The 22,662-nt window shown below is 39.9% G+C and carries 19 protein-coding genes and 1 riboswitch; of the genes, 15 read left to right on the top strand and 4 right to left on the bottom strand.

Translation table 11 applies throughout. The features are described from left to right. Nucleotides 1–433: 433 nt before the first annotated feature. The 4 genes from KC820_RS07890 (at nt 434) to KC820_RS07875 (ending at nt 4,350) form a co-directional block, all read left to right on the top strand. On the top strand, nt 434–1,201 hold the full coding sequence (locus tag KC820_RS07890) for a gluconate 2-dehydrogenase subunit 3 family protein (RefSeq protein ID WP_336511034.1): 768 nt from the start codon (nt 434–436) through the stop codon (nt 1,199–1,201). Between the two features lie 20 nt (nt 1,202–1,221). Continuing rightward, nucleotides 1,222–2,973, top strand: coding sequence for a GMC family oxidoreductase (locus KC820_RS07885; RefSeq protein ID WP_212370079.1), 1,752 nt, complete (start codon nt 1,222–1,224; stop codon nt 2,971–2,973). 214 nt (nt 2,974–3,187) lie between these two features. After that, on the top strand, nt 3,188–3,757 hold the full coding sequence (locus tag KC820_RS07880; RefSeq protein WP_212370077.1) for an SCO family protein: 570 nt from the start codon (nt 3,188–3,190) through the stop codon (nt 3,755–3,757). A 272-nt stretch (nt 3,758–4,029) separates the two neighbouring features. Further along, a complete protein-coding gene (locus tag KC820_RS07875; protein ID WP_212370075.1) occupies nt 4,030–4,350 on the top strand; it encodes a coiled-coil domain-containing protein in 321 nt (106 codons plus the stop codon). Nucleotides 4,351–5,028: 678 nt separating this feature from the next. Here the strand turns inward: KC820_RS07875 and KC820_RS07870 are convergent. Then, on the bottom strand, nt 5,029–5,256 hold the full coding sequence (locus KC820_RS07870; protein WP_212370072.1) for a hypothetical protein: 228 nt from the start codon (nt 5,254–5,256) through the stop codon (nt 5,029–5,031). Nucleotides 5,257–5,619: 363 nt separating this feature from the next. Here KC820_RS07870 and KC820_RS07865 point away from each other — a divergent pair, with 363 nt between their 5' ends. From KC820_RS07865 to KC820_RS07825, 9 genes are all read left to right on the top strand, one after another. Next, the gene (locus KC820_RS07865) at nt 5,620–6,576 is read left to right on the top strand and encodes an AAA family ATPase (protein ID WP_236782573.1); all 957 of its coding nucleotides are present in this window, start codon (nt 5,620–5,622) and stop codon (nt 6,574–6,576) included. Nucleotide 6,577: 1 nt separating this feature from the next. Next, entirely contained in the window at nt 6,578–7,843 is a 1,266-nt protein-coding gene (locus KC820_RS07860) for a DUF58 domain-containing protein (RefSeq protein ID WP_212370069.1), read from the top strand. Then, nucleotides 7,843–10,047 carry a transglutaminase TgpA family protein gene (locus tag KC820_RS07855; RefSeq protein ID WP_212370066.1) on the top strand — a complete coding sequence of 735 codons (2,205 nt, stop codon included), beginning with the start codon at nt 7,843–7,845 and terminating at the stop codon, nt 10,045–10,047. The genes KC820_RS07860 and KC820_RS07855 overlap by 1 nt, the downstream gene beginning before the upstream one ends. Before the next feature lie 126 nt (nt 10,048–10,173). Further along, nucleotides 10,174–10,276: riboswitch (purine riboswitch) on the top strand. Between the two features lie 145 nt (nt 10,277–10,421). Continuing rightward, nucleotides 10,422–11,744 carry an NCS2 family permease gene (locus tag KC820_RS07850; protein ID WP_144088999.1) on the top strand — a complete coding sequence of 441 codons (1,323 nt, stop codon included), beginning with the start codon at nt 10,422–10,424 and terminating at the stop codon, nt 11,742–11,744. Between the two features lie 271 nt (nt 11,745–12,015). Continuing rightward, the gene (locus tag KC820_RS07845) at nt 12,016–12,582 is read left to right on the top strand and encodes a DUF2179 domain-containing protein (RefSeq protein WP_144089000.1); all 567 of its coding nucleotides are present in this window, start codon (nt 12,016–12,018) and stop codon (nt 12,580–12,582) included. After that, nucleotides 12,554–12,733, top strand: coding sequence for an NETI motif-containing protein (locus tag KC820_RS07840; protein WP_336511032.1), 180 nt, complete (start codon nt 12,554–12,556; stop codon nt 12,731–12,733). The genes KC820_RS07845 and KC820_RS07840 overlap by 29 nt, the downstream gene beginning before the upstream one ends. Nucleotides 12,734–13,104: 371 nt before the next feature. After that, entirely contained in the window at nt 13,105–14,853 is a 1,749-nt protein-coding gene (locus KC820_RS07835; RefSeq protein WP_212370063.1) for an adenine deaminase C-terminal domain-containing protein, read from the top strand. A gap of 32 nt (nt 14,854–14,885) precedes the next feature. Next, nucleotides 14,886–15,965: a DUF3048 domain-containing protein gene (locus KC820_RS07830; protein ID WP_212370060.1), complete on the top strand. Its 1,080-nt coding sequence runs from the start codon at nt 14,886–14,888 to the stop codon at nt 15,963–15,965. Nucleotides 15,966–15,986: 21 nt separating this feature from the next. Beyond that, nucleotides 15,987–16,295, top strand: a complete 309-nt coding sequence (locus KC820_RS07825) for a YerC/YecD family TrpR-related protein (protein WP_144089004.1) — start codon at nt 15,987–15,989, stop codon at nt 16,293–16,295. A 500-nt stretch (nt 16,296–16,795) separates the two neighbouring features. Here KC820_RS07825 and crcB read toward each other — a convergent pair whose 3' ends face one another. Together crcB and KC820_RS07815 are read right to left on the bottom strand one after the other, a co-directional pair. Then, complete coding sequence (crcB, locus tag KC820_RS07820) at nt 16,796–17,155, bottom strand: fluoride efflux transporter CrcB (protein WP_236782572.1); 360 nt, start codon at nt 17,153–17,155, stop codon at nt 16,796–16,798. After that, nucleotides 17,128–17,502, bottom strand: a complete 375-nt coding sequence (locus tag KC820_RS07815; RefSeq protein ID WP_212370058.1) for a fluoride efflux transporter FluC — start codon at nt 17,500–17,502, stop codon at nt 17,128–17,130. The genes crcB and KC820_RS07815 overlap by 28 nt, the downstream gene beginning before the upstream one ends. Before the next feature lie 115 nt (nt 17,503–17,617). Here KC820_RS07815 and mgtE point away from each other — a divergent pair, with 115 nt between their 5' ends. Both mgtE and KC820_RS07805 read left to right on the top strand, forming a co-directional pair. Then, nucleotides 17,618–18,988: a magnesium transporter gene (mgtE, locus tag KC820_RS07810; RefSeq protein ID WP_212370056.1), complete on the top strand. Its 1,371-nt coding sequence runs from the start codon at nt 17,618–17,620 to the stop codon at nt 18,986–18,988. A gap of 560 nt (nt 18,989–19,548) precedes the next feature. Then, on the top strand, nt 19,549–20,739 hold the full coding sequence (locus tag KC820_RS07805; RefSeq protein WP_212370054.1) for an IS256 family transposase: 1,191 nt from the start codon (nt 19,549–19,551) through the stop codon (nt 20,737–20,739). A gap of 297 nt (nt 20,740–21,036) precedes the next feature. Here the strand turns inward: KC820_RS07805 and KC820_RS07800 are convergent, their stop codons facing one another. After that, nucleotides 21,037–22,419: a glycine--tRNA ligase gene (locus KC820_RS07800; protein WP_212370052.1), complete on the bottom strand. Its 1,383-nt coding sequence runs from the start codon at nt 22,417–22,419 to the stop codon at nt 21,037–21,039. Nucleotides 22,420–22,662 lie beyond the last annotated feature (243 nt).

Here is a 22,662-nt window from a genome sequence, read left to right as displayed (position 1 = left end):
GTTTAAACAGAACGGAATAAGGTAATTGTTTGGACAATCACCCTTTTTAGAAAAATGAAATAAAGGAGGTTTGTTCTTACAATCAATATTATAGTTTTTATTACTTTTGATCTTACACAACGAAAGGAGAGGTAAATAAAGCAATAGAGCAAAGGACAATTTAATAATCCATAAAGATTGATAGAGCAATTCGGAAAAGTATACTTATTCGCCACTTTAAAAGGTAAATTGTCTTGGTACAGAGAAGTGGAACTAAATTACTGTAATCTAAAAGAATTCGGTCGCACTCCGTTTCGTCTTGATTATGTCATGTTTATTGCAATTAATAACAAAATACAAAATATTTAAAATAAAAAATAGACTATGTTAAGGTATATTAAATCCAAATATTAGATAGATTAAATACTAAAATGAGATGAGGTGTTTGGTTGTGGTGGATGATAAAGACAAAAATAAAAACGTTGACGCTGACCAAGAAGAAGATAGTGGTCGACGTAAATTTTTAAAAAACGCAGGAGTTTTTACAGGAGGCGTAGTTGGTGCTGGCTTCCTTGGAGGCGTGATTGGCCATAATTGGTGGGACGACTCTGATACTGCTACAGAAACAAAGACTTCTCCTGACTTTAGTGAAGCAAGAATCTTTTTTAATCGCCGAGAAGATTTCAATGTTTTAAGTTGGGCGACTGAGCGAATTTTTCCTGAGGATGAGAATGGTCCGGGTGCAATTCTATTAGGAGTTCCGTACTTCATTGATAAACAATTAGCTGGCCCTTGGGGAAAGAATGCTGATGATTATATGAGGGGACCGTTTAAAGAAGGAGAAGAAACGCAAGGTTTTCAATCGCCTTTGAATAGGGGAGAGATTTTCATTCAAGGTATTCGTGAAATAAATAAGGTGAGCAATAAAAAGTTTAAGGCATCTTTTCCAGAGTTAGAAGAGGAACAACAAAATGAAGTTCTAATGATGTTTGAAAATGGTGAAGTTGATTTAAAAAATGTCAGTTCGACTAGATTTTTCGGTTTACTTAGACAAGCTACACTTGAAGGTGCTTATGCAGATCCCTTGTATGGTGGAAACAGAAATATGGATGGATGGCGCATGAAAGAATTTCCTGGAGCCCAAAGTGCCTATATCAACGAAATTGAAGAAGAAGATTTTATTAAGATGGATCCTATTAGCCTAAGTGACTATAATAAATAGTTCGAAAAGGAGATATTACGATGGCAAAAAAACTAGATAAAGTAGAAGTTGTTACCGTAGGTGTTGGTTGGACAGGCGGTATCATTGCTGCTGAACTTGCTAAAGCAGGATTTCAAGTATTAGGCTTAGAAAGAGGCGTGGAGACGTCGCTAGATGATTATAATCAGATAAAAGATGAATTAAAATACAATCCTAGAAATGAAATGATGAATGACCTGTCTGATGCTACGCTTACTTTCCGTAATGATTTAGATACAGATGCTTTACCAATTCGTGATAATGGTAATCTAAGAATTGGAAAAGATACAGGAGGCGGTGGCAGTCACTGGGCTGCGCAATATCACCGTTATTTCCCTTATGATTATGAAATTTATAGTAAGACTGTTGAGAGATACGGGAAAGATAAAATACCTGAAGGAATGACCATTCAAGATTGGGGAATTACTTATGATGAAATAGAACCTTATTACGATAAATTTGAAAAAATGGCAGGAATTTCTGGTGAAGAGGACCCGTTCGGCCCACAACGGTCAAATCCATATCCAACTCCCCCAATGAAAGACGTTCCTGTAACAAAAATGTTCAAGAAAGCGGCCAAAAATTTAGGTTATCATCCACTTACGTTGGCTTCAGCTACTCTATCAGAATCGTATGAAAATCCTGATGGTCAAAGAATTAATGCTTGCCAATACTGTGCTTTTTGTTATAGCCATGGATGTCAATTCGGTGCTAAATCAGATCCTATTATTACGGTTATCCCGACTGCACAAAAGACAAATAATTTTGAGCTTCGTACAAATGCCAACGTAACGCGTATATTATATGAAGATGGTAAAGCTAAAGGAGTTTTATATACAGACACGCGTACAGGGGAAGAATTTGAACAACCCGCTGATGTCGTCGTTATGACAAGCTATACATTTAATAATGTTCGTTTGTTATTACTTTCAGAAATAGGAAAACCTTATAATCCTGAGACTGGTGAGGGAGTCATTGGTAAAAACTTCTGCGATCACCATGTGGCTGATGGCGCGAGTCATGTTACTGGATTCTTTAATGAAAAAAAGTTCAATTTATACATGGGCGCAGGGGGATTAGGTGCTATTTTTTACGATCTTGCTGCTGATAACTTTGACCATTCGGATGTTGATTTTATTCATGGTGGTGTCGCTCGAATTACCCAAGGGGGTAGTGGCGCGATTTCACATAACCCTGTACCAAAAGGGACGCCTAGTTGGGGGAGAGAATTCAAAGAAAAATCGCTATTTTATGCGAATCGTGTATTAAATGTTAATTTTATGTTCGCTGTTATGCCTTATAGAAATAACTATCTAGATCTTGATCCTAATTATACCGACAGCTCGGGTGATCCATTATTACGCGTCACATTTGATTTTAAAGATCAAGAACATAACTTGCTTAAGTTTGGAAGAGATGTATGCGAAGACGTAATGAAAGAAATGGGAGCAGACATTATCGAACCAAGTGAAGACATTGATCATATTAGTGGAAGTTTTATATTCCAACATAGTAGTGGAGGCGCTATTATGGGGAAATCGCCTGAAACCTCCGCAGTAAATAACTACTCACAAATGTGGGATGTAGATAATTTATTTGTAGTGGGTGCGTCTGCATTTCCACATTTCAGTTCCGCAAATCCGACGGGAACAGTTGGAGCAATGGCTTATCGTGCTGCTGAAGGAATTGAGCAGTTTTTAACTAACGGTGGGGGCCAATTAATCGATGCAGAAGATGCTAAAGCAAATACCTAATAATTGAAATTGCGAAAAGATGTTCTTTTAATAATAGATATTTGTTTTTTTATAAGTAACCTGGTAATGACTATTCACCAATTATCAGGTTACTTATTATTTTAAAACGAAAATGTCTTACATCAGAGAACAACCTGTTAAATTTTTGGTTTTACAATGACTGGATTTGTTCTAGATGATATTGAAAGCCTTATTTAATAAAGGAGAATATGACGTGGGAAAAGTAAAGTTATTATTCCTTTTATTCCTTGTTTTTTTAGTGTCTTGCGGAAATGAAGCAGAAATCGAAACCAATATGTCAGAACCGATGACAGATTTTCAATTTACCACACAAGATAACGACACGCTAAGTTTTGCGGATTTAAAAGATGATTGGTGGATAGCGAATTTTATGTATACACATTGTGAAGCCGTATGTCCGATTACAACAGAACGGATGGCGGATTTACAAAATAAATTGGCCAAGGAAGGATTACATCCGCAAATTGTTTCTTTCAGTGTTGATCCGTCAAATGATACACCTGAAGTTCTAAAAGAATATGCTAGCCATTATGATGCTAATTTTGACTCATGGAGTTTTTTAACAGGGTATGATTTTGAGACGATTCAAGACTTATCTCAGGAAACTTTTAAAGCTAACTTAGCGAAAGGGGCAGTTGGACTAAAATCTCACGGAGTTAATTTTTATTTAATCAATCCTAAGGGTATTATCGTTAAGAAATACAATGGAATGAACGCAGATGATTTAGAGCTGCTTTTTAATGATGTTAAAAGAGTTAAGTAGTATCTTGTGTTTAATAAGGTACGCGAGATAACCAACCATAAAAATTAAAAAGGCTTCTCGTTAATATAAAACTATTGAGAAGCCCTTCATATTTATTTTTGTAAATAATCTAATGTACTATACCTAATCGTAGAGAGGTTAAATGAAATGGTCGAAGAAATTGAGTCATTAGAACTAACTATATCTCTAAGAATGTCCTATTTAAACTCACTTCCTTTTCCGACAAAATCTTAGTATAATAGATTTATTATCAAATCAAAGGAGGAACTACAATGGAAAAAAGTGAATTTAATATGATTATTCAAGCGATTCATGAGTTGTCTGACAAAGTTGATGGTGTTGAAGAAAGAATTAATCTACGCTTGGTCAAGCTTGAACAGCGTATGGACAATCTTGAACAACGCATGGATAGTCTTGAACAGCGCATGGACAATCTTGAACAACATATGGAACGTTTAGAAGAAAAGGTGGACAAAAACCATGGGGTTGTCACGGATAAAATTGATCGACTAACTGAAAAAGTAGAATATATCCAAGAGAAAATGATCGATCATGATGAAGATATTTTTCGATTGAAAAAAAGAGTTCTATAAGATCAAAACAGCTATCAACACTACGAATCTGGCACACTGCCTGCTTCGATCCCGGGGATAACCTACACAATCATCGCACAGATAAATAACACATACTCATTCCATTCCATAAAAATTCTTACTACATTTAATAATCGAGCCGTAATTGACAAAAATTCCGACTTTATTGGAACTCTTTTAAGTTAAATATGTGCCACGAAGTTCATATATGCGCCTCACACGATAACTTATGTAACCAATTTGAAAAAATATGGCCTTAAATTAAAAGAAGAATATATGTTCCTTAATCAATGGACTGAGAAAAGACGTCAGAAATTCCAGTCATTCCACTTACCAATAATGACACTCCGGACAACATTCTACACAACCATTAAATATACGATAGGGAAAAAGGAGTGTTACACTTTTGATTGCTTCTTGACAGTTTTCAAAAGTGCCAATATAAGTCCTACCATGAACAGGCAAGATGATTCTACAATCTTCAGTATGTACAGTAAAAATACCTTTATGGTCGGGGTTCTGTAAATAATAAAATGCAGACATCTACTTTCCTCCTCACTAGACGTTTAAATTACTGTATAATATTCGACTAATTTCAGTAAATTCCTTCATTTAACTGTATTAAAATGGTTATCTTAGACATAAAAAACTGACTCAATTATATGAGCCAGTAGTAATCTAATCGATGTCATCATGTTTTTTATTATCTTTTTCTTCCCATTTCCTCTCTGACTGTGATGTTTTTTGGTAGCCTGCTCCGTCTCGATCTTTCAATTCATCAATCTTTAAATCTTCCATTGGTATATCATCCGTGTGTTGTTGCTCTTTCATTCCATCTAATGGTGTTCGCTTTTCATCATGTACTGAATCACGTTTTCTATCTGTAGGTTTCTGATCTTTACTCATCAAATCACCTCATATTACTTGTTTATAATTGTTTACCTCATTTTCTGATGTACTAAACGCAGAAAACGTTCTATGTTATTTCCTAGTCAGTCTCGTTTCTGGTAAAATTTAAGAGAATGCGCTGATTTAATCGGCCATTTTTTGATAACAAAAAAACTAATCGCGCAATCTATAGGGTAAAATGTCGGAATTATTGGTAAAATGGAGTGTAGTTATATTGAATACTAGGTAGACTTAGTTATTCTATTAAATGACTTATGCATTCATCTAATAGATTAGTAGTTTAAGCGTATATATTATGTGAATAACGCTAATGCTGAAGGTAGATTTGTTATTGGGAGAATTGAAGGAGGAGAACCGGGGATGGAGCGATCGATTATGACACAGCATTCGAAAATCGAAGAGCTGTTGACGAATATGGAAAAAGTTATTGTTGGGAAGCGGGATACGATTGAATTAACGGTTGTTGCTTTACTTGCTGGTGGACATGTGTTGTTGGAGGATGTACCGGGAGTCGGGAAAACGATGCTTGTCAGGGCATTAGCCAAATCATTGGACTTGAATTTTAAACGAATCCAATTTACGCCGGATTTATTGCCTTCTGATGTGACTGGGGCTTCCGTATATAATCAAAAAGAAATGACGTTTGAATTTTTGCCAGGACCGATTTTTGGAAACATTGTTTTAGCGGATGAAATTAACCGTACGTCACCGAAAACTCAGTCGGCTTTGTTGGAAAGTATGGAAGAGCGGAATATAACGGTTGATGGCCAAACAATGGCATTGAAGCAACCGTTTTTTGTCATGGCAACTCAAAACCCAATCGAATATGAAGGGACGTACTCTTTGCCAGAAGCTCAGTTAGATCGATTTTTAATTAAATTAAGACTCGGCTACCCGACTGAGCAAGAAGAGATCGATATGCTCGGACGCACGACTTCCGTTCATCCTGTCGACCAAATTCAAGCGGTTATGACACAAGAAGAAGTCATTGAATTGCAGCAGCAAGTACAACAAGTTCATGTTAGCAATAGCATCAAGGAGTACATTGTGAAATTGGTTCATCAAACGAGGGAACATCCGATGCTCGAACTTGGGGCGAGTCCGCGTGCTTCCATCGCTTTAATGCGTGCTTCAAAAAGTTATGCATTTATCCAGGGGCGGGATTATGTCGTGCCGGATGATGTGAAATGGCTATTGCATGATGTGTTAAGTCATCGTTTGCTTGTCAGCTCAGAAGCTAGATTTGAAGGACGGACGGTTGTTTCGATTTTAGAAGAAATCACAAATAAAACCCGAATTCCGATGGAACGTGGTTAAAATGATTGCTTCTATACGTACATTTTTTCGTTTCATTCTTGTATTGTCTCTTGCCGGTATTCTCTTTGCGTACGCGATGTTTCAAGGGGGATTTGTCAGTTGGTTTTTATTTTTTGGCTTTCTCCCTGTGTTTCTTTATTCGTTATTTTTAACGTTTTATCCATTAAGTTTGTTTAAAGCCGAACGTCAATTTTATTCGAGTTATGGAGAAGCAGGACAAGACATTCAAGTAGAAGTGACGTTAAAGCGTTTTTTGCCATTGCCGGTCTTTTATTTAATTATCGAAGACTCATTGCCAGAGAGTCTAAATTGGAAAGATACCCGTGCGAAAAAGTATCAATTTTTAAGCAAACCGAAAGTGTTAATGAACCGGGAAGCGAAAAAAACGATTATTTTTCCGTGGTTTAAGCGGAGATTAACTTATCATTATTTACTTGATCATGTACCACGTGGCAAACATGAATTTAGTGCGGTGAAAATTGTTACAGGTGATTTTTTAGGGATTATTAAAAAGAGAAAAGTAATAGAAGTTCAAAATGATATTACTGTGCGGGCGTGGAATCGAACGACAAAGCTATCCAGTGGAATGTCAGCGTTTGATGAAGGAAGGCAATCGGCGTTTCTACCTCAGGTGAGGCATACGAATGTCGTTTCTGGTGTGCGAGATTATGCTCCTGGCGACCGTTTTTCATGGGTGGATTGGAAAACAACCGCTAAAAAGCAGCGACTTGTTACAAAAGAGTTTGAGCAAGAAAAAAATAAGGACGTAACGGTTTTGTTAAATGGAGCTGTAGCGGATCCGAATCGTTGGCTCGCATTTGAAGCGGCTATTGAGTTGTCTCAGTCGTTGGCCCGACAGTCGTTAAATTTGTATGGAAATGTTCAATTTATCCATGCAGGTGCTCTACGAGAAGAATTGATGTTGTCGAATCGAAGGCGGTCTGATGAACAACTAATACACTTATTATCAACAATTCAACCGTTGCAATCGAGCTCATTTGAGGAGCAGTTGATCAAGGAAGCATCGTTACGTGTGGCTGATCGCAATCTGCTCATTGTATCGGCGGAATTGAATGAACAAATTGGAGAGTCAGTCTTGCGTTTGAGTCAGCAAGCTCGAGACGTACTGTTTATTTTTATTGCTGGAAAAAAGCAACTGACAGATCAAGAGCATGCTATCATCAATCGTTTGGAGCAGAGTCCTGTTGGTTTCCAGTGGCTCTCTGAGAATCATTTGACGAGTGAGATAATCGAGGTGAACGCGTAATGCGTTTGAACGGAAATCCGACCCATCCGTGGGTGAGTATATTATTATATATCGGCAGTATGTTTTTATTATTTGAATGGATTATACCACTTGAAATCGTTACCGACACAGGTTACGTTTACGTGTTTTATCTGTTTGTCGCGTACTGTTATTTATTGACGGCAATCGCTATGCCAGCATGGGTTCGTTCACCACTGAAATTGCTAGGTCTGCTCGTCGTCATGGATGTTTTGTTTTTTGATGCCCGTTTTCTGTCCGGAGCATGGATGCAGCAATTTCTCGGTGATTTACGCATAAATTTCGAAATGCTTTCTAACCGAAGTTGGATGGAGTTTACGGCGCCGTTTCGAACATTTCTGTTTTTGATTTTATTGTGGATGTTGAGTTATCTACTTTATTATTGGTTCGCCATCGTGAAAAGGCCCTTATCTTTTATCGTATTTACGTTTGTTTATTTAACGGTTTTGGACACCTTTACAGAATATAGTGCTGTCTGGTCGATCATCCGTACGTTTGCAATTGGCGTCGGTGTGCTAGGCATCAGTCATTTATTTAAGTTGGCTGAAGCGGAAAAATTAAAGATTCAGTCGTTTCGCATACTTATGAAATGGTTAACACCTTTACTCATCGTTATCATCGTCGGGACATCAATTGGGTATGCAGCACCGAAGTTTAGTCCTCAATGGCCAGACCCCGTTCCGTTTTTACAAGGTACGGCAGAACAAGGTTTCAGTGGTGTTGGCTTTCAAAATAAGGTACAGCGGATTGGATATGGAGAAAATGACGAACAGTTAGGCGGCGGGTTTATTGCCGATGATACGACCGTGTTTTATGCATCTGCTGAATCTAGCCAATATTGGAAAGTCGAAACAAAGGATCAATACACCGGTAAGGGTTGGAAGCGAACAGTTGAAGGTGAATTTGCTACTGGGTTTCCTGGGGAAAAGCTCGCATTGGAAGCGTATCCGACAACGGTAACAAGAGAACCAGGTCAATCGAGTATTCAGTTGGTCGAACCAGGAAATTTAAATAAACTACCTTATCGTTATGGAACGGCATCTTTTAGAAATTTACAGGTCGAATACAATCCGGTGACTGGGGAGGTCAAGAGTCCAGATGACCTGCCAGCGGAGCCGTATAATTTGCATGTGGAACAACCAAAATTCCCTCTTAAACAGATGCAAGCCGTGTCTCCCACGATGCCTACTGTACCTGAACCATACTTACAGTTGCCGGAGACTTTGCCAGATCGTGTATATGAATTAACAGAGGAAATCATTGCAGGTAAAGAAAACCGATACGATCAAGTGAAAGCAGTCGAACAGTATTTTTCTCGAAATGGATATATTTATGAAACAAAGGATGTCCCTGTTCCTGATGAAGATCAGGATTTTGTCGATCAATTTTTATTTGAGACACAAAGAGGTTACTGCGATCATTATTCGACATCAATGGTTGCGATGCTTCGTTCAGCCGGAATACCAGCTAGATGGGTGAAAGGTTTTACAGGCGGAGAAATGACCCAACAAACAGACCTAACAAATGGTGGAGATTTAACGACGTATGAAGTCCAAAATAATAACGCTCACTCGTGGGTGGAGGTGTTTTTCCCTGATGTCGGTTGGGTACCCTTTGAGCCGACCGTCGGATTTTCCAATCAAACTGATTTTATGTCAGAAGAGTCACCGGAAGATTTAGAGGAAATGAATGAACCAACCGAGCAAGAGGAGCAGGAACTTCCGGAGCCGGAATTAGATGAAGGTCCTGAAGCACAGCAGCCAGAAGAAGAGAGTGATGCCGTAAATGTTGAATCAACATCTAATGTTTCTGGTTATACGTTAGTGAAATGGGGCATCATCATTGCGCTTGTTGCGTCACTCATTTGGTTGTTGACGCGCTATCGCCTCCGCCTTATGTCTTATTGGAAGAAAAACAAACTACAAAATAATTATGACCAAAAATCATTCACGGATGCTTATCAATTTTTAGTAAAGCTATTAGAAAAAGAAGGATATGCGGTGGAAAGTGGTCAAACATTACGAGAATTTTCGAAAAAAGTCGACCGGTTGATTGGTAACACAGATATGTCCGAGTTAACCAATTATTATGAGCGAGCTGTTTACCGGGAGGAGAATTTGGAAAGTGACCGGGAGGAAATTAATCGGCTATGGTCTCAAATTGTTCGTAATTTGCTAGCTAAATAAGAAAGTTATGCGCTGTATATTCGGCTTTAGGTCGAAAAATATTATTGAAGTTGATGTAAATGAGAAAATATACGTGAATTTCCCTCTTGACGAATCGTGCGGAAGTTTGTAAAGTAGAGATGTATTATAAAATTAAACTTGAACACTTCGTATAATATTGGGAATATGGCCCAAGAGTTTCTACCAGACTACCGTAAATGGTCTGACTACGAGTGATTGTTAATAGCCAAAGCAAAATGGTTTGTTATTATCTAACCAAGCTTATGGTATGTTTGCAATCTTCCTCGTAGCACTCTTGGTTATACCAAGGGTGCTTTTGCTATTCTTTAGCTCGGATATCCGTAGTGTTTCAAGTGATCGAGGGGGAAATTGCGTTGAAAAATTATTTTCGTTTTGAGGAATTTGGGACAAATTACCGGACAGAGTCCGTCGCAGGCCTGACAACATTTTTGGCGATGGCCTATATCTTATTCGTTAACCCAGCGATCCTTAGCTTGAGTGACGTTGAGGGAGTCGAAGGGATGGACCCGGAGGCTGTATTTGTGGCAACGGCATTAGCTGCTGCAATTGGTACACTGATTATGGGGTTACTTGCGAAATACCCAATCGCTTTAGCACCAGGTATGGGATTGAACGCATTCTTCTCATATAGTGTTGTTTTAGGGATGGGAATTCCTTGGGAAACGGCTTTAGCAGGCGTACTCGCATCAGGTCTTATTTTTATTGTATTAACGTTAACTGGGATTCGCGAGAAAGTCATCGATGCTATTCCAAATAACTTAAAGCTCGCTGTGGGTGCAGGAATTGGTTTGTTTATCGCATTTATCGGTTTGAAAAATGTTGGGATTATCCAAGCAGACGAGGCGACATTGGTCGCATTAGGTGATTTGACTAATCCTAGTATCTTACTAACAATCTTTGGTGTGTTTGTCACCGTTATTTTACTAGCGGCGAACTTCAAAGGTGGCGTTTTTTACGGAATGATCATTACAGCGATTGCTGGAATGATAGTCGGTTTGATTAATGTGCCAACTGGTGTCAATGATGTTGTTGGTAGTGTACCAAGCTTAGCACCGACGTTTGGTGCAGCACTCACTCATTTTGGTGAAATTTTCACAATGGATATGTTAGTTGTCATTTTGACTTTCTTGTTCGTTGATTTCTTTGATACAGCAGGAACGTTGGTGGCGGTTGCGACCCAAGGTGGTTTGATGAAGAACGGAAAGCTGCCACGTGCGGGTAAAGCTCTATTCTCTGATTCTGCAGCAACTGTCAGTGGAGCGATTTTAGGTACTTCCACGACGACTTCATTCGTTGAGTCGACAACAGGTGTTGGCGCAGGTGGTCGTACTGGCTTTGCATCTGTCGTAACAGCGGGATTGTTCTTGCTCGCTTTATTTTTCTCACCATTACTCAGTGTGGTGACGACAGAAGTGACAGCGCCAGCATTAATTATCGTCGGAGTTTTAATGGTATCCAATTTAAAAGAGATCGAATGGGACAAATTTGAGATCGCTGTACCAGCGTTCTTGACGGTCCTCATGATGCCATTGACAAATAGTATTGCAACAGGTATTGCGATTGGGTTTATTTTCTATCCGATTACGATGCTTGTCAAAGGTCGATATAAAGAAATTCACCCATTGATGTATGTGTTAGGTGTAATATTCTTCTTGTATTTTATCTTTTTAACGTAATTAATTTATGAATCCAAAGCCCCTACTGGCTATGTAAGGAATAGCCAGTAGGGGCTTTGTGATTATTGAGGAATGGACTTGGTGTGCAATAAATTAAGAGATGATCTCATCTAGCTGTCGACAGTTGACCTAGGCGTTAAATTGGTATTAAAATACATAAGAATTGGTTGGGTAAATTAAGCTGACCACTCATATAGTTAATAGTGATTACCCAGTAAATTTAAGGGAAGACTGAACATAAAATTATATTCATTTGAGAGGAGACTTGGCGTTGCTTGAATCTAGCCTTGTCATGGTAACAATTATCCTAGTGGTTAATATTGTATACGTTTCTTTATTGACCGGACGGATGATTTTTACATTAAAAGGGAAAAAATATATTGCAGCTAGCATTGGTATTTTTGAAATAACGGTGTATGTAGTAGGCTTAGGATTAGTATTGGACAACCTAGGTGAAATCCAAAACGTGATTGCTTATGCACTCGGATTTGGGATTGGTGTTATTGTTGGAATGAAAATTGAAGAAAAGCTGGCGATTGGGTATATTACGGTTAACGTTATTTCCTCTAATCCAGATATTCCATTTACTCGCAAGCTTCGTGCAAAAGGTTATGGTGTGACGAGTTGGTATGCGTATGGAATGGATGGAGATCGTTTGGCTTTACAAGTGTTAACTCCACGACGCTATGAATTAATGTTGTACGAAGCGATAAAGGAAATTGACCCTAAAGCGTTTATCATCGCTTATGAACCACGTCAGATTCATGGCGGCTTTTGGGTGAAGAAAGTAAAAGGGAGTCGATTGCAACGTGAAGAAGAAAAAGTACAGAGTGAGTGATTTTGACTCAATCGATTCGTGTTTAGACCAAATAGCCAAAGACGGATATCGACCTATAAGACGGATGGAAAAACCCGTGTTTGAAGAGAAGAAAAACGGCGAACGTGTACCAATCAGCCAAGAGATTGTCTTTGAAGCGGTAGAAAAATAACGAGGTTCAAAAGAGAATGAATCCCTTTTGAACCTTTCATTTGTTGAGATCTTTTGATAACCTTAAATCTCTCAATCATTTAGATGAATGCCGTTGTGGGATGAATAACTCCTTCGTCGGACAATATTTTGTCAAACCTTCAGCAGCTACTAGAGCTGATAATTTGATTAATAGAAGGTTCCTTGTTGTTACAGAATGACGAGAAAGCCTTGCCACTCCTACTGCTAAACCACATAATCCCATACTCCCATACTCGTTCTTACAAACGCACTGACCGTTCCGATATTTTGTTTTCTCATAACTTTTCCCTTCCCTTTACAGGTTTAATGCATTAAAATGTAGACTATACAGAGATAAATGGAGGACTGAACATGCAAGAACATTTATATCGCTGGCGAAACAAGCAGCTAAGAGAACATGTTGCTGTTATTGACGGAAAAATCTCGCCAACGATCGTTTTAAAAGATGCGACTTTCTTAAATGTTTATTTAAAAAAGTGGCAAACAGCAAATATATGGATCTATGAGGATCGCATCGTGTTTGTCGGCGAAGACATGCCGAGGAAAATGAGAAATACAGAAATAGTCGATTGCTCCGGAGAATACCTCGTTCCTGGTTATGTTGAGCCTCATTCACATCCGTTTCAGTTATATAATCCCCATTCCTTAGCGGAGTATGCGCTGAAAAAAGGAACGACAACACTCGTTAATGACAACTTAATGCTTCTTTTATTATTGAAGAAAAAGAAAGCGTTTTCTTTTATTGACAGTTTACAAGATACACCGGCCTCTCTTTTTTGGTGGGCTCGTTTCGATTCACAATCTGCTCTCCGTGAAGAAGAAGAGTTTTTAGATAGTGAAGAAGTGTTGGATTGGCTCAATCATGAAGCCGTCATTCAAGGGGGCGAACTAACCAATTGGCCTGAAATTTTAAAAGAGGATGACTTATCCCTTTACTGGATGCAGGAAACGAAGCGGCTTCGCAAGTCGGTTGAAGGACATTTCCCAGGAGCTTCCATTCGGACGTTATCAAAAATGAAACTGCTAGGAGCAGATGGTGATCATGAATCTATTTCTGCAAAAGAATTATATTTGCGCTTGCAGTTGGGCTATTATGCAGCGATTCGACATTCCTCAATTCGTCCGGACTTAAGAAATATACTGAAGGAGCTTATGGATTATGATGTGAAAGTATGGGATTACATGCTCTTCACAACCGACGGAGCAACTCCTTCTTTTTATGAGGAAGAAGGAATGATCGAACGGTGTATTGAAATAGCGATTAAAGAAGGGGTTCCCGTAGAAGAAGCGTATGCTATGGCTTCAATTAATGCAGCAAAATATTTCAATTTAGATCATCGTCTTGGTAGCATTGCACCTGGACGGACAGCGCACATTAATTTCCTTTCTTCAAAAGAAAACCCATTACCTACTTCTGTTATGGCTAAGGGTAAGTGGATTGTCCGCAATGGCGAAGCAGCGAACGACTATATGAAACCAGTTGATTGGCCAGCTTACGATTTCAATCCATTGAAGTTGGATTGGGAGCCTAATGCAGACGACTTACATATTTCAATGCCGTTTGGTATGGAAATGATCAGTGATGTATTGTTGAAGCCTTATGCCGTCAAAACAGAATCAAATAAGAATTTACTGTCCCGTTCAAATAACGAAGCGTATGTTCTTTTGATGGATAAGGAAGGAAAATGGCTAACATCCACTTATATAAAAGGATTTACTGATTCACTTGGTGGTCTCGCGAGTTCTTATTCCAATACAGGCGATGTCATTTTGCTCGGTAAGAAAAAAAGCGATATCCAGCTTGCGTTCCAGCGAATGAAGGAACTTGGCGGAGGAATTGTTCTGGCGCATAAAGGTGAAATCATTTTTGAACTACCTTTACGGTTACAAGGTGTTATGGCAAACTTAAAGATGGAAGACGTTATTGAAAAAGAGAGAGAATTGAAAAAACTTCTACAAGAGTTCGGTTATACATTTGGCGATCCTGTCTATACATTGTTATTTTTATCTTCGACGCATTTGCCTTATATCCGAATTACACCATCAGGAATTGTCGATGTCATGAAAAAAGAAATCTTGTTCCCATCGATTATGCGTTAATGTAAATTTCAAATAAAGGTAGTGGGGAAACGATGAGAAAGTACTACGTTATTTTTACCTTATTAATAATTTTGGTAGTCAGCTCCGCTTGTAGTGACGACGAAGAAACGAGTGAGGAACCTACTGAAACGGAACAAAATCAAACGGATGAAGAATCTACAGAAAATGAGAAAGAGGATGTTGAAACAAAACCTCAATTCACTTATCCATTAACTGGAGAAGATGCTGATCAAGAAGTGACGAATCGGGCGTTGGCGGTCATGATCAATAACCACTCTAAAGCAAGGCCGCAAACAGGATTGATTCACGCAGACATTGTGTATGAATTTTTAGCTGAAGGACCAATTACTCGCTTTCTAGCAGTCTATCAGAGCCAAATACCGGAAGCGGTTGGACCTGTAAGAAGTGCTCGTTCATATTATATTGAGACAGCTAAAGCGCATGAAGCATTGTACATCTATCACGGTGCAGCAAACTTTATTGAGGAAGACTTACGTGCCGGTTGGGTGGATAATTTGAATGGAGCGTATTATGACAACGACGGATTTTTGTTCAAACGGGAATCCTTCCGAAGAGCGCCTCATAACTCTTATGCGTTATTGGAAAATGCTTATGAAGTAGCGAAACGAAATAATATAGAGACAGAAAAAGCTCATGATTGGCTTGGCTTTTATGGAGAAGATGAACTGAGCGAAGTTGATGGTTCGCCAGCAACAGACATCAGAATCGATTATTTCAGTAACTTAAGTGTTTCATATGAGTACGACGAGGCGACGAATACGTATGCACGTTATGCGGATGGTCAGCCATCTACCGACTTAAACACGGAAGAACAGCTTCATTACTCTAATGTTTTAATCTATGAAACACATCATGAGGTCATTGATAAGGCATTACGCCGAGACATTGACCGTGAATCGGGCGGAAAAGGATACTTAATCCAAAATGGTGTAGCAAAAGAAATTGAATGGAAAAATGTCGATGGACTAATGCTACCATTTGTAGGTGGAAAGGAAGCAAAACTAGTTCCCGGAAAAACATGGATTAACGTGATCCCAATGGGCATCGAAGAGAAAGTAACGATTCAATCAACAACAAAGAATGAACAATAAAAACCTGGAGGAGGGTTTTACATGCAAATCGATAAATTGCGCGGGAAAGAATTGGATCAATTTTTTAAAGGAATTCTTGCACTGAAAGACGTCGAGGAATGTTATAAGTTTTTCGACGACGTAGCAACAGTCAATGAGATCCAAGCCCTAGCTCAACGAATGGATGTTGCTCGTATGCTTCGTGAAGGCCATACGTATCAACGAATTGAGGAAGAAACAAATGCCTCAACTGCTACAATTTCACGAGTGAAACGAAGCTTGAATTACGGCAGTGAAGGATACGAAATGGTATTCGGTAGAATTTACGCAGATGAAAAAGAAGAAAAATAAATGAGTGGAAAATCCGTTTTCTGTTTTAGGGAGCGGATTTTTGTATCTAAAATAGGGAAGGATTGGATGATCAACGCGTGAATGAGTGCTGCGGCAACGCGAACTGTCATCGAGAGGTGGTCTCAACACACGAATTAACGGGACGGCATCGTGAAATGTCGTCGAGACCTTGTCTCAATACCCGAATGAGCACCGTTGCATGACGAAATGTCGTAGAGAGGTCGTCTCAATACACAAATGAACGCCGTGACCTCGGGAAATGTCATCGAGGAGCCGCCTCAATACCCGAATGAACGCTGTGGCTTCGGGAAATGTCATCGAGAAGCCGTCTCAATACATGAATGAGCTCTGTAGCCTCGCCAAATGTCGTCGATAAGTGATCTCAACACTCGAATGAACGCCGTGGCATCGTGAACTGTCGTCGAGACCTTGTCTCAATACACGAACGAGTGTCACCGCATCACAAAATGTCATCGATAACTCGTCTCATCATCACCATTTTACCCAACCAACACATATCCAACTGAAAAACAAATGCCTATACCAATAAAGCTGCTTGCGATATAAATAATCGCAGTTACATACTTTTTTCCCCGAAGCATCTCCATAGTTTCAACACTGAATGTCGAGAATGTTGTGAAGGCTCCGAGAAAACCAGTGCCGAATAAGAGTATAGACTCACTAGACATAGTGGCGATGACGATTCCTAATAAAAAAGATCCAATTAAATTAATGGTGAACGTTCCCCAAGGAAATACAGTGGTTTTAGAAAATAATAAAGAGAGCACATACCGGGTGATTGCACCAAACGCTCCACCGATCATGACGTGGATCATTTTGTCACCTTCTTTTCCATCCATTTAAATCCGATCAGAGCAGCGAGGATTCCTCCGATTAAAGTAGCTGACGAATAAGCGGCCAAGTAAATATATTGCGCGCTATCAATGAATCTGAAAAAATCGAGTGCTACTGTAGACATTGTTGTAAATCCACCACAAAACCCAGTTCCTAATAATAATTGGAAGGTGTGTTTTTCAGGGTGCCTTATAAAATAAGCTGTGATAACCCCTAATAGAAAACTTCCAAGAATATTGACGGATAAAGTGGCTATAGCTGGTGTGTCTGTTAGTAAGCGGCCGACCATGTAACGAAAGCTGCTTCCTACAGCGCCTCCTAACCCGACTGCCAATAAATAGTGTAGTTTCATCGGAATGCTCCTCGTTTTTGTTTCTTTTATTCTAACATGTTCATTCTGTCAGGGGTTCAAACGACAAAACTTCGGGTAATCCATTAGATAGATTGGATCGTTGAGGTGAATCGTTATGTTTTTATTATTGAGTGCAATCTCTGCACATCGTTCTTATAAAAAGTTAGATGAATATCTTGAAAACGATGATATTGAGTCATTTAGACATGAATTGTTACGGTTACATCCATATAATCAGATGACCTGGTTTGAACAATTACAAAACCCTTCATTACGAAAAAAAGTATATCAAGCTTTGTCAGCAAGAGAATTCGCTGCAATCTTTCAGAAATTGAAACTGAAGGATCAGGTAGAAAAAGTTCAAGAGTTAGATGACACGTACCAGGCTGATGTTTTTTCAGCGATGTCAACGAATCGGTTAGCCGATTTATTTAACCGCTTGCCAGAGCATTTCATTCATCAAACGATTGATCAAATGGATGCTGAACAAGCGCGGACGGCAATGCAACTGATGAAACATGAGGAAGGTACAGCTGGAGCGTTAATGACAACAGAGTTCGTTTCGTTAAATAAAAGTTTGACAGTTGAGCAGGCAATCGAGAAATTGCGAGAATTTGCTGATGAAGCGGAGACGATTTACTATGTCTACGTCGAAAATGATGAACATAAATTAGTAGGTGTTGTATCCTTGCGCCACTTGTTGGCGGGGGAGTCAACGAAGACGTTAGAAGAAATTATGAAAGAAGAAGTCATCCAAGTCGTGCAAGACAAGGACCAGGAAGATATTGCAAAACTGACGAAAGACTATGACTTGATTGCCATTCCTGTTGTTGATGATGATCGTCATTTATTAGGAATTATTATGGTCGACGAAATCATGGATGTCGTAGAAGAAGAAGCGACAGAGGACTTAGGTGAATTCGCTGCATCCAGAGGTGCATTAGGTATTGAATTATCTGCGTTGATTGCTGCGAAAAAAAGAGCGCCGTGGATTATGGGATTATTGCTGATTGGGATGATTACAGCACAGATCATTAGCTTTTTCGAAAGTACGTTACAAGAAGTTGTGATGTTATCTGCGTTTATTCCTTTAGTGATGGGTGCTGCAGGAAACACGGGGACACAGACACTAGCAGTCATTGTTAGAAGTATTTCAAATGACGATGTGAAAAAAGGTGTCTGGAAAATTATTTTGCGTGAGTTATCCGCAGGTTTCATGATCGGTATTTGCTCTGCCGCGGTATTGCTTATCGTCATTCCGATTTTCTATAATGGAAATTGGCCACTGGCCTTCATCGTCGGCGGCTCGGTTTTTCTCGCACTAGGTTTTGCGACATTTATCGGATGTGTCATTCCGATTATTATTAACAAATTAAATATTGATCCCGCCGTTGCGTCAGGGCCTTTTATAACGACATTGAACGATATGGTTAGTATCGTCATTTATTTCCTTATTGCAACATCATTTTTACAGTACTTGCAATAAAATATATTTAAGGGAAAAATACTAAAAAAGGATAGCTTGACAGCTACACTTGGATAGTAGTTTGCTAATCGACGGTAGGCCGAAATTTTATTGCTCTATCGTTGAATAGACGCTCTCTAATCGACGTTAGGCCCGAATTTTACCGCTCTATCGTAGAATAGAAGTCCTCTAATCGACGGTAGTCCCGAATTTTACCGCTCTATCGTAGAATAGAAGCTCTCTAATCGACGATAGGCCCAAATTTTACCGCTCTATCGTAGAATAGAAGCTCTCTATTCGACGGAAGGCTCAAATTTTATTGCTCTATCGTAGAATAGAAGCCTTCTATTCAACGGTAGGCCGAAATTTTATTGCTCTATCGTCGAATAGACACTCTCTAATCGACGGTAGTCCCGAATTTTACCGCTCTATCGTTGAATAGCAGCCCTCTAATCGACGGTAGTCCCGAATTTTACGATGACGTACAATAGTTTGTGTAAAACTCTTGAAGACAAAAAAAGAGGTAGGGTATCCTCAGAGTAAACAACGAAATCAACTCATGAAGGGAGAGGCCCTACCTCATGTCTACAAGTATAGGACAAAACAACCTCGAAAATCAATTGGACGAATTAGTCCGCTCTTTCGTCCAGGAGAAGTTGGAAACAATCATGAAGGAAGAAATGAATCAATTCTTCGAAGAGAATCCTGAACTAAAAAACTATAAGAACGGCAGTTACGGTCGTCAATTGGACACGAAATACGGGCGTATCGAAGATCTACAGGTGCCACGCGATCGAGAAAATGCATTTCAGACTGAAGTATTCCAACCCTATCAGCGTTATGAACGGTGGCTGGGAGAAACAATCATCACGATGTATCAGAAAGGCATGAGTACGCGTGAAATCGGAAACTTCCTCGAGCGCATTCTCGGCCACGCTTACGCCCCAGGCACCATCAGTAACATCACCGATGTGTTGATGGAAGATATCCGTGCCTGGCAGGAGCGTCCTCTTCAGAAAAGATATGCCGTTCTTTATCTCGATGGCACCTATCTGAAGTTGCGCCGGGATGATGTAGCGAACGAAGTCGTATACGTCGTCATTGGTGTCACGGAAGACGGCTATCGTGAGATTCTCGGCTTCTATGTCGGTGGCCAGGAAAGTTCCCTCGGCTGGGAGGAAGTTCTCTCCGATATCTACCGTCGTGGCTGTGAAGAAGTGCTTCTCGGTATTTTCGACGGTCTTCCAGGCCTGGAAGAAGCGATGAAAGCTATCTATCCGAAAGCTGATGTGCAACGTTGTGTCGTTCACAAAGTACGGAACACGCTGAACAAAGTTCGACAGAAGGATCGTTCAGCGATCAGTGAAGACATGAAAGCTATCTATCAATCTAAAAGTAATGAAGAAGCTGAAAAACAGCTTGGTGCCTTCTGTGAAAACTGGCAGAAGAAATATCCGAAGATCACCAAGTCCTGGAGGGAGGACTTCAACGTCCTGACGACGTTCCTGAACTACCCTTCCTCTATCCGTCCACTGATTTACACGACAAACATCATCGAGCGCACCATGAAGGAATTCAAGAAACGTCTAAAAACGATGAACAGCCTTCCTTCCGAAGAAGCAGTGGAAAAGGTGATTTATATGGTTTCAGATGAATGCAACACCAAATGGTCTACACGCAAACTCAGTGGGTTCAAAATCGCAGGTCCTGAACTGCGCGACATGTTTGAGGACCGTTATGGATCTCAGACCGAAAGTGAGGAGGGGAAATAACCCTCCTAAGGATCACCCTACTTTTTTACACAAACTTATTGACGGTACCAATTTTACCGCTCTATCGTTGAATAGCAGCCCTCTAATCGACGGAAGGCTCAAATTTTACCGCTCTATCGTAGAATAGACGCCTTCTAATCGACGGAAGGCCGAAATTTTATTGCTCTATCGTAGAATAGACGCTCTCTAATCGACGGTAGGCCAAAATTTTTTCGCTCTATCGTCGAATAGACTCTCCGTAACCCAGCCATAGCCACAAAAAATGACACCAAGTCAACGCTTGGTGTCATTTCCATATTAATATTTCATTTTGTCAGCTAAAAAGGATTTTAGTTCGCTGATTGGCATTCTTGTTTGTTCCATTGTATCGCGGTCGCGCACTGTAACTTGACCGTCTTCTTTTGAATCAAAGTCGTATGTGATGCAATACGGTGTACCAACTTCATCGTGACGACGGTAACGTTTTCCGATTGAACCGGATTCGTCATAGTCAACCATGAACTCTGTTGCTAAGTCGCGGAATACTTCTTGCGCTTCTTCAGAAAGTTTCTTGGACAATGGGAAGATTGCCGCTTTATATGGTGCGATTGCTGGATGGAAATTCATCACGGTACGTGTTGTTCCATCTTCAAGTTCTTCTTCCTTATATGCATCGGCTAGGAAAGCAAGTGCCAGACGGTCTGCTCCTAATGATGGCTCAATGACGTAAGGGATATAACGCTCATTTGTTTCTTGATCGATGTATTCAAAGTTTTCGCCGGAATGTTCGGCGTGCTGTGTTAAGTCATAGTCCGTACGAGATGCGATTCCCCATAGCTCACCCCATCCGAATGGGAAAAGGTATTCTAGATCGGTTGTTTCATTACTGTAGTGAGATAATTCATCTTCGTCGTGTTCACGGCGTCGAATCAATTCTTTATTGAGACCGAGATTTGTCAGCCAGTTATGGCTGAAGTCCAACCAATAGTCAAACCACTCTTTTTCTTCGCCAGGTTTACAGAAAAATTCAATCTCCATTTGCTCAAATTCTCTCGTGCGGAACGTAAAGTTTCCTGGTGTAATTTCATTACGGAAACTTTTACCGATTTGTGCAATTCCGAATGGAACTTTTTTACGCATCGAACGCTGAACATTTTTGAAGTTCACAAAAATTCCTTGTGCTGTTTCAGGACGCATAAAGATTTCATCAGAGGAGTCTTCTGTTACACCTTGATAGGTTTTAAACATCAAGTTGAATTGACGGATATCCGTAAAGTCATTAGAGCCGCAATTCGGGCAAGTAATTCCTTCTTCTTGAATGATTTTCTGCAATTCGTCAAAAGGCAAGCCATCGACGACACGTTCTTCGCCTTTCGCTTCAAAATGATTTTCGATTAAATGGTCTGCGCGGTGGCGTGACTTACATTCTTTACAATCGATCATCGGGTCATTGAAATTGTTTAGGTGTCCGGAAGCTTCCCACGTTTTTGGGTTCATTAAAATGGAAGCATCCAAGCCGACCATGTTCGGCTGCTCTTGAACAAACTTTTTCCACCAAGCATCTTTCAAATTACGTTTTACTTCAACACCTAATGGACCATAATCCCATGTGTTGGCTAATCCACCATAAATCTCAGATCCTTGGAATACGAACCCTCGGTGTTTCGCATGATTGACAAGCTGTTCCATATTCTTTGCCATGTATATAGCCTCCTTAATAATGTCTGTTACATGAAAAAATCTCGTCCACAGGGCATTTACTGCCCAGGGACGAGATGTACTCTCGCGGTTCCACCCTGCTTGACATGAAACAATCATGTCCGCTTTCAAAATTACACTCCAGACTGCCTTTTCGCCAATCCTTGCTTCAGGCTTGCACCGTCCCTGAATCGCTTGTTGCAGAGGTGATTGGTTACTATTGGTCCTTCTTCGTGGGTTGATATG

It is taken from the genome of Allobacillus saliphilus (genome assembly GCF_018138385.1).
Lineage (GTDB): Bacteria > Bacillota > Bacilli > Bacillales > Alkalibacillaceae > Allobacillus > Allobacillus saliphilus.
The sequence above is the reverse complement of the archived record's forward strand: the minus strand, read 5'-3'. Positions and strand labels throughout refer to the sequence as shown.

What these genes read in the sequence shown, in the direction of transcription:
- KC820_RS07885 (WP_212370079.1), top strand. Translation starts at nt 1,222, where the DNA reads ATGGCAAAAAAACTAGATAAAGTAGAAGTTGTTACCGTAGGTGTTGGT.
- KC820_RS07860 (WP_212370069.1), top strand. Translation starts at nt 6,578, where the DNA reads ATGATTGCTTCTATACGTACATTTTTTCGTTTCATTCTTGTATTGTCT.
- crcB (WP_236782572.1), bottom strand. Translation starts at nt 17,155, where the DNA reads ATGGATGGAAAAGAAGGTGACAAAATGATCCACGTCATGATCGGTGGA.
- KC820_RS07870 (WP_212370072.1), bottom strand. Translation starts at nt 5,256, where the DNA reads ATGAGTAAAGATCAGAAACCTACAGATAGAAAACGTGATTCAGTACAT.
- KC820_RS07830 (WP_212370060.1), top strand. Translation starts at nt 14,886, where the DNA reads ATGAGAAAGTACTACGTTATTTTTACCTTATTAATAATTTTGGTAGTC.
- KC820_RS07835 (WP_212370063.1), top strand. Translation starts at nt 13,105, where the DNA reads ATGCAAGAACATTTATATCGCTGGCGAAACAAGCAGCTAAGAGAACAT.
- KC820_RS07825 (WP_144089004.1), top strand. Translation starts at nt 15,987, where the DNA reads ATGCAAATCGATAAATTGCGCGGGAAAGAATTGGATCAATTTTTTAAA.
- KC820_RS07800 (WP_212370052.1), bottom strand. Translation starts at nt 22,419, where the DNA reads ATGGCAAAGAATATGGAACAGCTTGTCAATCATGCGAAACACCGAGGG.
- KC820_RS07865 (WP_236782573.1), top strand. Translation starts at nt 5,620, where the DNA reads ATGGAGCGATCGATTATGACACAGCATTCGAAAATCGAAGAGCTGTTG.
- KC820_RS07805 (WP_212370054.1), top strand. Translation starts at nt 19,549, where the DNA reads ATGTCTACAAGTATAGGACAAAACAACCTCGAAAATCAATTGGACGAA.
- KC820_RS07875 (WP_212370075.1), top strand. Translation starts at nt 4,030, where the DNA reads ATGGAAAAAAGTGAATTTAATATGATTATTCAAGCGATTCATGAGTTG.
- mgtE (WP_212370056.1), top strand. Translation starts at nt 17,618, where the DNA reads ATGTTTTTATTATTGAGTGCAATCTCTGCACATCGTTCTTATAAAAAG.
- KC820_RS07855 (WP_212370066.1), top strand. Translation starts at nt 7,843, where the DNA reads ATGCGTTTGAACGGAAATCCGACCCATCCGTGGGTGAGTATATTATTA.
- KC820_RS07815 (WP_212370058.1), bottom strand. Translation starts at nt 17,502, where the DNA reads ATGAAACTACACTATTTATTGGCAGTCGGGTTAGGAGGCGCTGTAGGA.